The sequence below is a fragment of the Mycolicibacter sp. MU0083 genome (genome assembly GCF_963378075.1).
GTDB lineage: Bacteria > Actinomycetota > Actinomycetes > Mycobacteriales > Mycobacteriaceae > Mycobacterium > Mycobacterium kokjensenii.
The window spans coordinates 3643090-3657816 of sequence record NZ_OY726394.1 but is presented as its reverse complement, the minus strand read 5'-3'; the positions used below and the strand labels follow the sequence as shown (position 1 = coordinate 3657816).

The 14727-nt window shown below is 67.3% G+C and carries 13 protein-coding genes; 10 read left to right on the top strand and 3 right to left on the bottom strand.

What is annotated here, in order from left to right; genetic code table 11:
- Positions 1 to 93: 93 nt before the first annotated feature.
- The 6 genes from RCP38_RS17220 to RCP38_RS17195 are packed head-to-tail and all read left to right on the top strand — an operon-like array spanning position 94 to position 6083.
- Positions 94 to 1341 (top strand): cytochrome P450, encoded by a 1248-nt coding sequence (locus tag RCP38_RS17220; protein WP_308474138.1) that lies wholly within the window; start codon positions 94 to 96, stop codon positions 1339 to 1341.
- A gap of 37 nt (positions 1342 to 1378) precedes the next feature.
- The gene (locus RCP38_RS17215) at positions 1379 to 2392 is read left to right on the top strand and encodes an acyl-CoA dehydrogenase family protein (protein WP_308474137.1); all 1014 of its coding nucleotides are present in this window, start codon (positions 1379 to 1381) and stop codon (positions 2390 to 2392) included.
- Positions 2377 to 3540 carry an acyl-CoA dehydrogenase FadE29 gene (gene fadE29, locus RCP38_RS17210; RefSeq protein ID WP_308474136.1) on the top strand — a complete coding sequence of 388 codons (1164 nt, stop codon included), beginning with the start codon at positions 2377 to 2379 and terminating at the stop codon, positions 3538 to 3540. Before RCP38_RS17215 ends, fadE29 begins: the two co-directional genes overlap by 16 nt.
- 28 nt (positions 3541 to 3568) lie before the next feature.
- Entirely contained in the window at positions 3569 to 4528 is a 960-nt protein-coding gene (locus tag RCP38_RS17205) for a bifunctional MaoC family dehydratase N-terminal/OB-fold nucleic acid binding domain-containing protein (protein WP_308474135.1), read from the top strand.
- Positions 4525 to 4926, top strand: a complete 402-nt coding sequence (locus tag RCP38_RS17200) for a MaoC family dehydratase (protein WP_308474134.1) — start codon at positions 4525 to 4527, stop codon at positions 4924 to 4926. The genes RCP38_RS17205 and RCP38_RS17200 overlap by 4 nt, the downstream gene beginning before the upstream one ends.
- Complete coding sequence (locus RCP38_RS17195) at positions 4926 to 6083, top strand: lipid-transfer protein (RefSeq protein WP_308474133.1); 1158 nt, start codon at positions 4926 to 4928, stop codon at positions 6081 to 6083. The genes RCP38_RS17200 and RCP38_RS17195 overlap by 1 nt, the downstream gene beginning before the upstream one ends.
- A gap of 9 nt (positions 6084 to 6092) precedes the next feature.
- Here the strand turns inward: RCP38_RS17195 and RCP38_RS17190 are convergent, their stop codons facing one another.
- The 3 genes from RCP38_RS17190 to kstD form a co-directional block, all read right to left on the bottom strand.
- Complete coding sequence (locus tag RCP38_RS17190; RefSeq protein ID WP_308474132.1) at positions 6093 to 7541, bottom strand: PPE family protein; 1449 nt, start codon at positions 7539 to 7541, stop codon at positions 6093 to 6095.
- A gap of 157 nt (positions 7542 to 7698) precedes the next feature.
- Complete coding sequence (locus RCP38_RS17185) at positions 7699 to 8559, bottom strand: MaoC/PaaZ C-terminal domain-containing protein (RefSeq protein ID WP_308474131.1); 861 nt, start codon at positions 8557 to 8559, stop codon at positions 7699 to 7701.
- A 1-nt stretch (position 8560) separates the two neighbouring features.
- On the bottom strand, positions 8561 to 10243 hold the full coding sequence (gene kstD, locus RCP38_RS17180) for a 3-oxosteroid 1-dehydrogenase (RefSeq protein WP_308474130.1): 1683 nt from the start codon (positions 10241 to 10243) through the stop codon (positions 8561 to 8563).
- Positions 10244 to 10530: 287 nt separating this feature from the next.
- Here kstD and RCP38_RS17175 point away from each other — a divergent pair, with 287 nt between their 5' ends.
- From RCP38_RS17175 to dmpG, 4 genes are all read left to right on the top strand, one after another.
- On the top strand, positions 10531 to 11790 hold the full coding sequence (locus tag RCP38_RS17175; protein ID WP_308474129.1) for a cytochrome P450: 1260 nt from the start codon (positions 10531 to 10533) through the stop codon (positions 11788 to 11790).
- Positions 11791 to 11924: 134 nt separating this feature from the next.
- Complete coding sequence (locus tag RCP38_RS17170) at positions 11925 to 12710, top strand: 2-keto-4-pentenoate hydratase (RefSeq protein ID WP_308474128.1); 786 nt, start codon at positions 11925 to 11927, stop codon at positions 12708 to 12710.
- A gap of 19 nt (positions 12711 to 12729) precedes the next feature.
- Entirely contained in the window at positions 12730 to 13659 is a 930-nt protein-coding gene (locus tag RCP38_RS17165) for an acetaldehyde dehydrogenase (acetylating) (RefSeq protein ID WP_308474127.1), read from the top strand.
- A 5-nt stretch (positions 13660 to 13664) separates the two neighbouring features.
- Positions 13665 to 14696, top strand: coding sequence for a 4-hydroxy-2-oxovalerate aldolase (dmpG, locus tag RCP38_RS17160; protein ID WP_308474125.1), 1032 nt, complete (start codon positions 13665 to 13667; stop codon positions 14694 to 14696).
- Positions 14697 to 14727: the final 31 nt, after the last annotated feature.

Genomic DNA, 14727 nt, shown 5'->3' with positions numbered 1-14727 from the left:
GTGTTTCAATGGTCGCAATCGGACACTAGACGGCGTTGTTCCGACGTCGTCGAACCCGCACAGTAGGCAATAGATCACCCTAGGAGTAGGCACATGGGCTGCCCCGTCCCCCACGACTTAGACCTCCTCGACTCGGAGCTGAACCTCAAAGGCCTGCCGGTCAAGGAGCTCGCCGAGCTGCGTAAGTCCGAGCCGGTGCACTGGGTCGACGTGCCCGGCGGCACCGGTGGCTTCGGTGACAAGGGCTACTGGCTGGTGACCAAGCACAAGGACGTCAAGGACGTCTCGCTGCGCAGCGAGGTCTTCTCCAGTGCGATGAACGGCGCCATCCCGGTCTGGCCGCAGGACATGACCCGCGAAGCGGTCGATCTGCAGCGCGCGGTGATGCTCAACATGGACGCCCCGCACCACACCCGGTTGCGCAAGATCATCTCGCGCGGCTTCACGCCCCGCGCGCTGGCGCGGCTCGAGGACGAGCTGAGGTCACGCGCGCAGAAGATCGCCGAGAGCGCCGCGGCCAGCAACACCGGCGACTTCGTCGAGCAGGTCTCCTGCGAACTGCCGCTGCAGGCCATCGCCGAACTGCTCGGTGTGCCCCAGGACGACCGCGGCAAGCTGTTCCGCTGGTCCAACGAGATGACCGCCGGTGAAGACCCCGAGTACGCCGACGTCGACCCGGCCATGTCGTCGTTCGAGCTGATCACCTACGCGATGAAGATGGCCGAAGAGCGGGGCGTGAACCCCACCGACGACATCGTCACCAAGCTGATCCAGGCCGACGTCGACGGCGAGAAGCTCAGCGACGACGAGTTCGGCTTCTTCGTGGTCATGCTCGCCGTGGCCGGCAACGAGACCAGCCGCAACTCGATCACCCACGGCATGGTCGCGTTCTCGCAGAACCCCGACCAGTGGGAGCTGTACAAGAAGGAACGCCCGAAGACCGCCGTGGACGAGATCATCCGTTGGGCCACCCCGGTTTCGGCGTTCCAGCGCACCGCCAGCGAAGACACCGAGATCTCCGGCGTGAAGATCAAGGCCGGTGAGCGAGTGGTGATGTCCTACCGTTCGGCCAACTTCGACGAAGAGGTGTTCGAGGACCCGTTCACCTTCAACATCCTGCGTGACCCGAACCCGCACGTCGGCTTCGGCGGCACCGGTGCGCACTACTGCATCGGCGCCAACCTGGCCCGCCTGACGATCGACCTGATCTTCAACGCGATCGCCGACCACATGCCCGACCTGAAACCGATCGGCGACCCCGAGCGGTTGAAGTCCGGCTGGCTCAACGGCATCAAGCACTGGCCGGTCGACTACAGCGGCGCGTGCCCGGTAGCGCACTGAGTCTCCTGTCCGCGTAGACGAATCTAGGAGGATTCGGGTGGATTTCGCACCGAACCCGGAGCAGCAGGCCGTCGCCGATGTGGTGACGTCGGTGCTCGACCGGGACAACAGTTGGGAAGCGCTGGTCGCCGGCGGTGTGTCGGCACTGGCGGTGCCGGAGCGCCTGGGCGGCGACGGGCTCGGGCTGTCCGAGGTCACCACGGCGCTCACCGAGATCGGTCGGCACGGGACCATCAGCCCGGCGTTGGCCACCCTCGGGTTCGGCCTGGTGCCGCTGCTGGACCTGGCCACCGACGCGCAGCAGGACCGCTACCTGGCCGGGGTGGCCAAGGGCGCGGTACTGACCGCCGCGTTCGACGAGCCGGCCGCCGCACTGCCCGAACAGCCCGCGGTGAAGCTGGCCGGTAATCGGTTGTCCGGCACCAAGGTCGGTGTGCCTTACGCCGAGCAGGCCGAGTGGATCGTGGTCACCGCCGACACCGGTGTCGCGGTGATCTCCGCCAAGGCCGACGGTGTCACCCTGACCAAGACACCGACCGCGAACCACAGCGACGAATACGTGGTGGTGTTCGCCGACGCCGAGGTCGACCAGGTGCTCGAGGGCGCCACCGCCCACCGGGTCAACGAGTTGCTGCTCGCCTCGATCGGCGCGTTCACCTCCGGCCTGGTCGCCGGGGCGCTGCGACTGACCGCCGACTACGTGGGCAGCCGGGAACAGTTCAACCGGCCGCTGTCGACGTTCCAGACCGTGGCCGCCCAACTCTCCGAGGTCTACATCGTCTCGCGCACCATCACGCTGGCGACGACGTCGGTGGTGTGGCGGCTGGCCAACGACCTCGACGCCACCGACGACCTCGCGGTGCTCGGCTACTGGATCACCTCGCAGGCACCGCCGGTGATGCAGCTCTGCCACCACATGCACGGTGGCATGGGCATGGACATCGACTATCCGATGGACCGCTACTACTCCTCGATCAAGGACCTCAACCGCCTGCTCGGCGGCCGGTCACAGCGTCTCGACCTGGTGGGAGCCCAATGTTCGTCGATCTGACCCCGGAGCAGCGCAAGCTGCAGGCCGAACTGCGCGAATACTTCTCGAACCTGATCAGCCCCGAAGAGGCTGCGGCGATGAACACCGACCGGCACTGCAGTGCCTATCGGGACGTCATCCGGCGGATGGGCAGCGACGGCAAGCTCGGCGTCGGCTGGCCCAAGGAGTTCGGTGGGCTGGGATTCGGCCCGATCGAGCAGCAGATCTTCGTCAACGAAGCGCAGCGTGCCGACATCCCGCTGCCGGCGGTGACGCTGCAGACCGTCGGCCCGACCCTGCAGGTGTACGGCAACGAGGCGCAGAAGAAGAAGTTCCTGCCCGCGATCCTGGCCGGCGAGGTGCACTTCGCGATCGGCTACACCGAGCCCGAAGCCGGCACCGACCTGGCGTCGCTGCGCACCACCGCGGTCCGCGACGGCGACCACTACATCGTCAACGGTCAGAAGGTGTTCACCACCGGTGCCCACGATGCCGACTACATCTGGCTGGCGGTGCGCACCGACCCGACCGCGGTGAAGCACAAGGGCATCTCGATCCTGATCGTCGACACCAAGGACCCGGGCTTCTCGTGGACCCCGATGATCCTGTCCGACGGTGCGCACCACACCAACGCCACCTACTACAACGACGTGCGCGTCCCGGCGGACATGCTGGTCGGCGAGGAGAACGGCGGCTGGCGACTGATCACCACCCAGCTCAACAACGAGCGGGTCATGTTGGGCCCGGCCGGTCGTTTCGGCTGCCTCTACGACAAGGTGCACGCCTGGGCGACCATGCCCGGCAGTGATGGGACCACGCCGATCACCCAGGACGCGGTCAAGCGGGGCCTCGGCGAGATCCATGCGATGTGGCGGATCAACGAACTGCTGAACTGGCAGGTCGCCGCGGCCGGCGAGATCATCGAGGTCGCCGACGCCGCCGCCACGAAAGTCTTCGGCACCGAACGCATTCAGTACGCGGGACGGCTCGCCGAGGAGATCGTCGGCTGCTACGGCAACCCCGCCGACGGGCACACCTCCGAGCTGTTGACCTGGCTGGATGCGCAGGCCAAGCGCAACCTGGTGATCACCTTCGGTGGCGGGGTCAACGAGGTGATGCGCGAGATGATCGCCGCCTCGGGCCTGAAGGTCCCGAGGGTGCCGCGGTAGGTTCCGGCCCGACGAGCTGAGGAGACAGATGAGCGATCTTTCCGCCGGGATCGAACAGATCCTTGCTTCCGGAGGCAGTAAACCGCGTACCGGTCGGGATCCGGTGAACCAGCCGATGATCCGCCACTGGGTGGACGCCATCGGCGATGCGAACCCGATCTACATCGACGAGGACGCCGCACGCGCGGCCGGCCACCCCGGGATCGTCGCCCCGCCGGCGATGATCCAGGTGTGGACGATGATGGGCCTGGGCGGACAGCGTGCCGCCGACGACCCGCTCGGCAAGGTCATGGAACTGTTCGACGCCGCAGGCTATGTCGGCGTGGTGGCCACCAACTGCGAGCAGACCTACCACCGCTACCTGCGGCCCGGTGAAGAGGTCAGCGTCACCGCCGAGGTGACCGACATCGTCGGCCCCAAGCAGACCGGTCTGGGCGAGGGCTACTTCGTCACCCAGAACATCCGCTGGTGGGTGGGCGACGAGAATGTGGCCGACATGGTCTGGCGCATCCTCAAATTCGTTCCGAAGAGTCAGACCGAGGCGGCCGAAACCGTCGCCGTGCCGGACGACCTCGACCCGTCGAAGATGATGCGTCCGTCGTGGTCGCGGGACACCGCGTACTTCTGGGAAGGCGTCAACGCCCACGAACTGCGCATCCAGCGTCGCCCGGACGGCAGCCTGCAGCACCCGCCGGTGCCGGCGCTCTGGAAGGACAAGACCGAGACCACCGACTACGTCGTCGCCAGCGGCAAGGGCACGGTGTTCAGCTACGTCGTGCACCACGCCCCCAAGGTGCCCGGGCGCAGTCTGCCGTTCGTGATCGCCCTGGTCGAACTCGCCGAGGGCGTCCGGATGCTCGGCGAACTCCGCGGTATCGACGCCGCGGAGGTGAAGATCGGAATGCCGGTTCACGCAACCTATCTCGACTTTCCGGAGAGTGACGCCGGTCCGGCGTGGACCCTGTACGCCTGGGAGGCGGACGAATGAGCGTGGTGAGCACCGAAGTGGGCACCAAGCTGCCCGAGCTGAAGATCTACGGCGACCCGACGTTCATCGTCTCCACCGCGATCGCCACCCGCGACTACCAGGACGTGCACCACGACCGGGACAAGGCGCAGGCCAAGGGATCCAAGGACATCTTCGTCAACATCCTCACCGACACCGGTCTGGTGCAGCGCTACATCAGCGACTGGGCCGGGTCGAACGCGGTGATCCGCTCGATCGGCCTGCGACTGGGTGTGCCGTGGTACGCCTACGACACGGTCACCTTCAGCGGTGAGGTGACCGCCGTCGAGGGCGATCTGGTGACGGTGAAGGTGGTCGGCAACAACAGCCTGGGCGACCACGTCATCGCCACTGCCACACTGACTCTCGGGGAGGTCTGATGTTGTCCGGTAAGGCCGCGATCGCCGGGATCGGCGCAACCGACTTCTCCAAGGAATCCGGTCGCAGCGAACTGCGGCTGGCAGCCGAGGCCGTCCTCGACGCCCTCGACGACGCGGGTCTGAAGCCTGCGGACGTCGACGGTCTGGTCACGTTCACCATGGACTCCAACCTGGAGACCGCCGTGGCACGCGCCACCGGCATGGGTGATCTGACGTTCTTCTCCCAGATCGGCTACGGCGGCGGAGCGGCCGCGGCCACCGTGCAGCAGGCCGCACTGGCGGTGGCGACCGGCGTGGCCGAAGTCGTCGTCGCCTACCGGGCCTTCAACGAGCGCTCGGAGTTCCGGTTCGGTCAGGTCATGACCGGGCTGACCGTCAACGCCGATTCCCGCGGTGTCGAGTACGGTTGGTCCTACCCGCACGGGCTGAGCACGCCGGCCGCCTCGGTGGCGATGATCGCCCAGCGCTACATGCACGAATACGGTGCCACCAGTGCCGATTTCGGTGTGGTGTCGGTGGCCGACCGCAAGCACGCGGCGACCAACCCCAAGGCGCACTTCTACGGCAAGCCGATCACCATCGAAGACCACCAGAACTCGCGGTGGATCGCCGAGCCGCTGCGGCTGCTGGACTGCTGCCAGGAGACCGACGGCGGGGTGGCGATCGTCGTCACCACCCCGGAGCGCGCCCGCGACCTCAAGCACCGCCCGGCGATCATCGAGGCGGCCGCCCAGGGTTCCGGGGACGACCAGTTCACCATGTACTCCTACTACCGCGACGAGCTCGGTCTGCCCGAGATGGGTTTGGTGGGCAAACAGTTGTGGGCGCAGTCCGGGCTGACCCCCGCCGACATCCAGACCGCGGTGATCTACGACCACTTCACCCCCTACACGCTGCTGCAGTTGGAGGAGCTGGGCTTCTGCGGTCGCGGCGAGGCGAAGGACTTCATCGCCGGCGGTGCGATCGAACTCGGTGGCCGGTTGCCGATCAACACCCACGGCGGCCAGCTCGGTGAGGCCTACATCCACGGCATGAACGGGATCGCCGAGGGCGTGCGTCAGCTGCGCGGTACCAGCGTCAACCAGGTGCCGAACGTCGAGCACGTGCTGGTGACCGCGGGCACCGGTGTGCCCACCTCGGGCCTGATCCTGGGCTGACCGCCGGACCTAGGCGCTTTCGGTCCAGCTCTCGGGCAGCAGTGGCAGCGTCGGTCCGTCGCCGTACGCGCCTCCGGACAGGGTGGCCAACCCGGTAGCGGGTACTTCGGGCTTGGGCTGCGCGCCGGCGAATCCCAGGGGCCCGGCCCCGCTGTCGGAGGCGTCCATGACGGCGGGCATCTGCAGGTATTCGTCGGCGTTGTCGCGAATGATGCGCCGTCGGCGGGCGCGCTTCCGCTCCTGTGCGGAAGCCCCAGCTGCCTCGGAAGCCTCGTCCGGGTTCGGTGCCTTGCCGACCGTGCGTGCCCGGGCGGTGGCGGCGATCCGGCCGGTCGCCCCGGGGGGACCGATCACGTACGGCGGGAACCAGGCCGGGCTGAACCCGGCCGGGGGGGCGGCGGGCGGTGCGGCTGCGGGTGCCCCGGCGGCCGCCGGAGCGGTGACCGAGCCCGTCGTGGCCGGTGCCCCGGCGGCATTGACCGCCGGCGTGGAGCTGCCGCCCGACCCGATAGAAGACAGCACCGGTTCAGGAGTTGCCTCGATCACCGGGACCATCGGCGCGGGCTGGATGCCGGCCAGCCCGGCCAGTCCGGCCGCCCAGCCCAGGTTGCCGATCGCCAACGTCAGCGCGGGCTGTAGCAGCGCGGGGGCGAACTGGCTCAAGGTGGCGGCCAGTTGGCTGGCGTGGAAGGTGACGTCGGCCATGATCACCGGCAGATCGCTGATCAGCGCCGCCGGATCGGTCAGCAGATCGTGGACGATGAGCTCGGCCCACTGGTTCATCTCGCCGAAGACGTCGGTCCACCACTCCGGGTCGGTCGGGTCGAGGTCACCGTCGTGGATGCCGTCGTGGTCGTGGTCATGATCGTGATCGTGGTCGTGGTCGTGGTCGTGGTCGTGGTCGTCGGCCGCACCGTCATGGTTGACGATCGGCGGCGCCGCCGCCAGTTGCGGAGCCGACGCCATCGCCGCACCGGAGACCGCTTCGTAGGTCGCCATCGTGGTGGCGGCCTGAACCCACATCCGTGCGTAGTCGGCTTCGTTGAGGGCGATCGGAATGGTGTTGATGCCGAAGAAATTGGTGGCCACCAGGACGCCGTGGATCGCGTGATTGGCGGCCAGTTCGGGCATGGTGGGCATGGCCGCCAGCGCACCGACGTAGGCGGAGGCCGCCGTCTCGTGCCGGGATGCATGCGCGGCGCTGTCGGCGCTGGCCGTCGCCAACCAGGCCAGAAACGGCAGGTGCGCGGCGAGGTACTGCTGGGCGCTGGGCCCCTGCCAGGAAGTGGCCTGGGTGGTTGCCAGCAGTTCGCGCAGCGCCTCGGCGATCGCGGTGTATTCCAGGCTCAGCGCTGACCAGGCGCCGGCGGCGGACAGCAACGGCCCGGCACCCGGTCCGGTGCTCAGGGCCGCCGAGTGCACCTCGGGAGGTGAGGCCATCCATACCGGCGCGGTCATGGCGACAGCTTATCCGAAGATGAAAGTCATTTTCAATTAGGGTTGCCTGGGTTGACGGCCGCCCGATCGGCGCCCCCGGCCCCTGCCGCGACCACACGCCGAAGCCCCCAATCCGTGATGGAAAAGGGGGCTTCGGTGACTGCTCGGCCGCGGAGAACTAGGCGGTCACCAACTCCACATCGTTGAGGATGGCCGCGTCCTCGCGCGAGGGCGCCACCACGTTGCCCACCAGGCGGTCGCCGTCCTTCCACAACCGGGCCTGCAGGGTCTCGCCCGGGAACACCACGCCGGCGAAGCGGGCGCCGAACGAGCGGACCGCACCGGCGTCACTGCCCAGCGCGGCGTCCACGGTCGACTTGGCGGTCATGCCGTAGGTGCACAGGCCGTGCAGGATGGGGCGGTCGAAACCGGCCGCTTTGGCGAACGCCGGGTCGCTGTGCAGCGGGTTGCGGTCACCGCACAGGCGGTAGAGCAACGCCTGCTGCGGCGAGGTCGGGATGTCGATCCGGAAATCCGGTGCCCGGTCGGGCAGTTCGGTCGCCGTCGACGGTCCGCGCTCACCGCCGAAGCCGCCTTCGCCGCGGGCGAAGATGGAGCGGTGCTGGGTCCACAACGGCGTACCGTCGGTGCCGGTCACCGAGGTCTCCAGCACCACCACGGCGGCCTTGCCCTTGTCCCAGATCTCCACGATCCGGCTGACCGCGCGGGCGCTGCCCGACGGCGGCAGCGGCGCGGGCACGGTCACCTTCTCCGAGGCGTGCAGGATCTTGGCCAGGTCGATCTCGACCCCGGGCCAGCTCACCTTCGGCGGGTCCACCTCGTTGAACGACGCTGCGACACAACCGAACGTCGGCAGCACCTGCGGGGTGTTGTCGACGACGTAGCTCAGTTCGTGCGGGTCCATCGGGTCCGACCCGGCGCCCAGTGCCAGGTTGTAGAGCTGCACATTGGTCGCGGTCCAGGAGAATTCGACCTGGCCGAATTCGGCACCCAGTGCGACGTCGAGATCGATCGCCATGTCACGCCTTCCCTGCGATGTCCAGTGCTGCCAGATAACCGAACGTCATGGCGGGTCCGATGGTGCCCCCCGGGCCCGGGTAGGTGTGGCCCATCACCGGGGCGCTGACGTTGCCGGCCGCGTACAGGCCGGGGATCTCGCTGCCGTCCGCGCGCAGCGCCCGGCCCCTGACGTCGGTGCGGATGCCGCCCTTGGTGCCCAGGTCGCCGGGAACCATCTTGGCCGCGTAGAACGGCCCCTGGGAGATCTGGCCCAGGTTGGGGTTCGGCTTGTTGGTCGGGTCGCCGTAGTAACGGTCGTAGGCGCTCTCGCCGCGGTGGAAGTCCTCGTCCTTGCCGGTGCGGGCGAACTCGTTGAACCGCTCCACGGTCGCGGCCAGCGAGGCGGCCGGCACGCCGGTCTTGCTGGCCAGCTCCTCCAGGGTGTCCGCGGTGACGATCACGCCGGACTCCAGCCATTTCTTCGGAATCCGTTGTCCGGGCTGCAATCCCGCGAAGATGTAGTTGTTGCGGTAGCGCTGGTCGAAGATCAGCCAGGCCGGGATGTTCTCGCCGGGGCCGTCACCCTGGCCGTACTGGCCGCCGTACATGTGGTGGCAGGCCTCGACGTAGGGCATCGACTCGTTCATGAACCGCTTGCCGGCCATGTTGACGATGATCGACCCGGGGGAGTTGCGCTCCGACAGCGCGAACCACGGTGCGCCCTCCAGTGGCACGGTCGGCCCCCACCAGGAGTCCTCCATGATGTCCAGTGCGGCGCCGAGCTTCTCGCCGGCCAGGATGCCCTCGCCGGTGTTGGCCTTGGCGCCCACGGTCCACTCGGTGGTGATCGGGGCGCGCTGGTACTTCTGCCGCATCTGCTCGTTGTGCTCGAAGCCGCCGCTGGCCAGGATGACCCCGCGCCGGGCGCGGATCAGTTGGGGCTGAGCCGATTCGGGCGCGTCGGTGCTGCGCACGTAGACGCCGCGGACCACGCCGTCTTCGACGTAGAGGTCGGTCAGTGCGGTGTTGAGCTGCACCGGAACACCGGCGTCGCGCAGGCCGATGCGCAGCGGCGCGATCAGGGCGCGGCCCATGCCGACCAGGTTCTTGCCGGTGGCCTGTGCCCACATGGTGCGGGCGCCGACCTTCAGGCTGCGCAGCACCCCGCGCGGGTGGCGCTTGAGCTGGTTGAGCCGGACGTAGTCCTGCTGCATGACGACGACGTTGAGCGGAACCTTGCCGTAGGCCGGCTCCAGGCCGGCCATGTCGGCGCCGAGCTTCTTGGCGTTGAACGGTTTCGGCTCGATCGAGCGTCCGGTGGGCTTGCCGCCGGGCTGCTCGGGGTAGTAGTCGGCGTAGCCGGGAACCCAGCACATCTTCAGCGGCGAGTTCTTCAGCACGAACGACAACATCTCCGGCCCGCGCTGCAGGTAGGTGTCGATCTTCTCGGCCGGCACCACGTCGCCGACGATGGTGTGCAGGTAGGTCCGGGCGGCGTCGGCGGTGTCCTTTACGCCGGCGCGTGCAAGCACCTCGTTGTTGGGAATCCACACACCGCCGCCCGAGCGGGCGGTCGAGCCGCCGTAATGGGCGGCCTTCTCGATGACGATGGTGGACAACCCCTGGTGGGCAGCGGTGAGGGCGGCGACCATCCCGGCGCCGCCGCTTCCGACTACGACGACGTCGTACTCCTGTTCGGCCATGTAGAACACGTTATAGAACTGCCCCGCCCGGGCGCCACTTGGCCGGTGGTATCGGTGCACCGGTGTCGAGACGACTATTCCCTGCCGCGCTGGTAACCGCGGCGGACCGACGCGGGTCGGGGCAGGTCAGGCTCGCGGTGCAACAAACTAGAACACGTTCTAATTTATCGCGCCGAGCAGGGTCTTTCTGCCCTTTCTTCTGCGGTGAAGCCTTGCTTTACTGGCACGAGAACATATCGTCTTCGCCAGCAGTTCCGGGATCGTTTTCCCAGTGAGGAGTTGTCATCGTGGCCAGTCCCGCCGTCGCCTCAACCACCCGTCTCCCCGCCGGATTCGACTTCACCGATCCGGAGATCTACGCCAAGAGACTGCCCGACGCGGAGTTCGCCGAGGTGCGCCGCAGCGAGCCGATCAAGTGGATCGAGCAACCCGATGACAAGAGCGGCGGCTTCAAAGACGGCGGCTACTGGGCGATCACCCGGCACGAGGACGTCAAAGAGGTCTCGCGCCTCGACGACGTCTTCTCCAGTGAGCGCAACGGCGCCATCCCGCGCCACCACGACGAGACCACCCGCGAACAACTCGACGCCCAGCGCATCCTGATGCTCAATCAGGACGCCCCCAAACACACCCGGCAGCGGCGGATCATCTCCCGCGGCTTCACCCCGCGGCACATCCTGCCGCTGCACGACGAGTTGCAGTCCAGGGCGCAGGCGATCACCAAGGAGGCCCTGGCCCGGGGCCGCGGTGATTTCGTGGTGGAGGTGGCCGCGGAGCTGCCGTTGCAGGCCATCGCCGGCCTGATGGGGGTGCCGCAGGAGGACCGCCGCAAGCTGTTCGACTGGACCAATCAGATGACGTCCTACGACGACCCGGAGTTCGCGCACTACGATCCGGCGAACTCGGCCCTGGAGATCATTCAATACGGCCTGCAGCTGGCCGAGCTCAAACGGCAGAACCCCGGCCACGACATCGTCACCACGCTGGTCGAAGCCGACGTCGACGGCGAGAAGCTCAACGACGACGAACTGGGCTACTTCATCATCCTGCTGGCGGTGGCCGGCAGTGAGACCACGCGCAACTCGATCACCCAGGGGATGATGGCGTTCGTCGACCATCCCGACCAGTGGGAGCTGTTCAAGGCCCAGCGTCCGGAGACCACCGCCGACGAAATCGTGCGGTGGGCCACCCCGGTCACGTCGTTCCAACGCACCGCCACGCGCGACCACGACCTCAACGGCACCCTGATCTCCGAAGGCCAGCGGGTGGTGATGTTCTACCGGGCGGCCAACTTCGACGAGTCGGTGTTCGACAAGCCGCAGGAGTTCAACATCCTGCGCGACCCCAACCCGCACGTCGGCTTCGGCGGCACCGGTGCGCACTACTGCATCGGTACGCACCTGGCGCGGATGACGATCGGGCTGATCTTCAACGCGATCGCCGACAACATCCCCGACCTCAAACCGTTGGACAAGCCCGAGCGGCTGCGTTCGGGCTGGCTCAACGCCATCAAGCACTGGCACGTCGACTACACCGGCGGGTCGTAACGCTGGGGAGATCACGTCGGGATCGGGTCGCGGCGGGGCCTCGTCTCAGTGTCGGGGCGGGCTGGAACACGTTATAGAGTTGGTGGAGTAACCGCTGGCCGGCCCGGTCACGATGATTAGGGGATTTTCGAAGGATGCTCAGCGCCCAGATCCGCGATCAACTTGCCGCCGACTTGGCGCAGGCCGAACGCAGCCGAGTTCCGATCTCGCCGCTGACGGCGGCCCAGCCCGACATCGACGTCGTCGACGCCTACGAGATCCAGCTGATCAACATCCGCCAGCGGATCGCCGAGGGCGCCCGGGTCGTCGGGCACAAGGTCGGCCTGTCCAGCGAGGCGATGCAGCAGATGATGGGCGTCGACGAGCCCGACTACGGCCATCTGCTCAACGAGATGCAGGTCTTCGAGGACACCCCGGTCAAGGCGTCGAACTACCTCTACCCGCGCATCGAGGTCGAGGTGGCGTTCATCTTGTCCAAAGATCTGCCGGGTGCGGACTGCACCGAGGAAGACGTGCTGGCCGCCACCGAGGCCTACGCCCCGGCCATCGAGTTGATCGACAGCCGGATCAGCGACTGGAAGATCAAACTCTGCGACACCATCGCCGACAACGCCTCCTCGGCGGGATTCGTGCTGGGCAAGCAGCGGGTCAAGCCCGGCGACATCGATATTCGAGCCATCGACGCCTCGCTGACCAAGAATGGCGAAGTGGTCGCCGAAGGGCGTAGCGACGCGGTGCTGGGCAACCCGGTCACCGCGGTGGCGTGGCTGGCCCGCAAGGTGGAGAGTTTCGGGGTGCGGCTCAAGGCCGGCGACATCGTGTTGCCGGGGACTGCGACCCGGGCCATCGACGTACACGCCGGCGACGACTGCGTCGCCGATTTCACCGGGCTGGGTTCAGTCCGACTGGTCTTCGAATAATTCGAATAGAGGAGCGTTCATGGCTGCCAAGGCCTCTGTCGCGATCGTCGGATCGGGCAACATCAGTACCGACCTGCTGTACAAGCTGCTGCGTTCGGAGTGGCTGGAGCCGCGCTGGATGATCGGCATCGACCCGGAGAGCGAGGGCTTGGCCCGGGCACGCAAGCTGGGTCTGGAGACTTCGCACGAGGGCGCGGACTGGCTGCTGGCCCAAGATGAGAAGCCGGACTTCGTGTTCGAGGCCACCAGTGCCTATGTGCACAAGGCGTATGCGCCCAAGTACGAGGCCGCCGGGATTCGGGCCATCGACTTGACGCCGGCGGCGGTGGGTCCGGGTGTCATCCCGCCGGCCAACCTTCACGCTCACGTCGATGCCCCCAATGTCAACATGGTCACCTGTGGTGGGCAGGCCACCATCCCGATCGTGTATGCGGTGAGCCGGGCGGTCAAAGAGCAGGGCGGCACGGTTCCCTATGCCGAGATCGTGGCCAGTGTCTCGAGTGTGTCGGCGGGGCCGGGCACGCGGGCCAACATCGACGAGTTCACCAAGACCACGTCGGCGGGTGTGCAGCACATCGGTGGCGCCGAGCGGGGCAAGGCGATCATCATCTTGAACCCGGCCGATCCGCCGATGATCATGCGCGACACCATCTTCTGCCAGATCCCCGAGGACGCCGACCACGACGCGATCACCAAGTCGATCAAGGATGTCGTCGCCTACGTGCAGACCTATGTGCCGGGCTACCGACTGCTCAACGAGCCGCAGTTCGACGAGCCGTCGCTGAACTCCGGCGGGCGCGCGGTGGTCACCACGTTCGTGGAGGTCGAGGGTGCCGGCGATTACCTGCCCCCCTATGCGGGCAACCTGGACATCATGACTGCGGCCGCCACCAAGGTGGGCGAGGAGATCGCCCGTGAGATGGCGTCGGCGAAGACCGGAGGAGCGTAACCGCTATGTCTGACTACATCTTCGATGTGCGGATCACCGACACCAGCCTGCGCGACGGTAGCCACCACAAGCGCCACCAGTTCACCAAAGACGAGGTGGCCGCGATCGTCGCGGCCCTCGACGCCGCGGGTGTGCCGGTCATCGAGGTGACCCACGGTGACGGCCTGGGCGGGTCGAGCTTCAACTACGGGTTCTCCAAGACCCCCGAGCAGGAGCTGATCAAGCTTGCCGCGGAGACCGCCAAGGACGCCAAGATCGCGTTTTTGATGCTGCCCGGGGTGGGCACCAAAGAAGACATCAAAGAGGCGCAGGACAACGGTGGCTCGATCTGCCGGATCGCCACGCACTGCACCGAGGCCGACGTCTCCATCCAGCACTTCGGGCTGGCCCGGGAGCTGGGGCTGGAGACCGTCGGGTTCTTGATGATGGCCCACACCATCTCCCCGGAGAAGCTGGCCGCCCAGGCCCGGATCATGGCCGATGCGGGTTGTCAGTGCGTCTACGTGGTGGACTCCGCCGGTGCACTGGTACTCGAGGGTGTGGCCGACCGGGTCTCAGCGCTGGTCGCCGAGCTCGGTGACGACGCCCAGGTGGGCTTCCACGGCCATGAGAACCTCGGGCTCGGGGTGGCCAACTCGGTGGAGGCGGTGCGCGCCGGGGCCAAGCAGATCGACGGCTCGGTGCGCCGCTTCGGTGCCGGTGCGGGCAACGCGCCGGTGGAGGCGTTGATCGGGGTGTTCGACAAGATCGGTGTCAAGACCGGTATCGACTTCTTCGACATCGCCGACGCCGCCGAGGACGTGGTGCGCCCGGCCATGCCGGCCGAGTGCGTGCTGGACCGCAATGCGCTGGTCATGGGCTACTCCGGGGTGTACTCCAGCTTCCTCAAGCATGCGGTGCGCCAGGGCGAACGCTACGGTGTGCCCGCCCATGAGCTGCTGCTTCGGGTCGGCCAGCGCAAGCTGATCGGCGGCCAGGAGGACCAGCTCATCGACATCGCGCTGGAGATCCAGCGGGAGCGGGCTGCCAACTCGTGATTTCGGCGCGGTATTACCCGCTGAGCGGGCA

Bases quoted from the DNA above. Each gene is read 5' to 3' on its own strand.
- RCP38_RS17220 (WP_308474138.1), top strand. From the start codon at position 94: ATGGGCTGCCCCGTCCCCCACGACTTAGACCTCCTCGACTCGGAGCTG.
- fadE29 (WP_308474136.1), top strand. From the start codon at position 2,377: ATGTTCGTCGATCTGACCCCGGAGCAGCGCAAGCTGCAGGCCGAACTG.
- RCP38_RS17205 (WP_308474135.1), top strand. From the start codon at position 3,569: ATGAGCGATCTTTCCGCCGGGATCGAACAGATCCTTGCTTCCGGAGGC.
- RCP38_RS17200 (WP_308474134.1), top strand. From the start codon at position 4,525: ATGAGCGTGGTGAGCACCGAAGTGGGCACCAAGCTGCCCGAGCTGAAG.
- RCP38_RS17195 (WP_308474133.1), top strand. From the start codon at position 4,926: ATGTTGTCCGGTAAGGCCGCGATCGCCGGGATCGGCGCAACCGACTTC.
- RCP38_RS17190 (WP_308474132.1), bottom strand. From the start codon at position 7,541: ATGACCGCGCCGGTATGGATGGCCTCACCTCCCGAGGTGCACTCGGCG.
- RCP38_RS17185 (WP_308474131.1), bottom strand. From the start codon at position 8,559: ATGGCGATCGATCTCGACGTCGCACTGGGTGCCGAATTCGGCCAGGTC.
- kstD (WP_308474130.1), bottom strand. From the start codon at position 10,243: ATGGCCGAACAGGAGTACGACGTCGTCGTAGTCGGAAGCGGCGGCGCC.
- RCP38_RS17170 (WP_308474128.1), top strand. From the start codon at position 11,925: ATGCTCAGCGCCCAGATCCGCGATCAACTTGCCGCCGACTTGGCGCAG.
- RCP38_RS17165 (WP_308474127.1), top strand. From the start codon at position 12,730: ATGGCTGCCAAGGCCTCTGTCGCGATCGTCGGATCGGGCAACATCAGT.
- dmpG (WP_308474125.1), top strand. From the start codon at position 13,665: ATGTCTGACTACATCTTCGATGTGCGGATCACCGACACCAGCCTGCGC.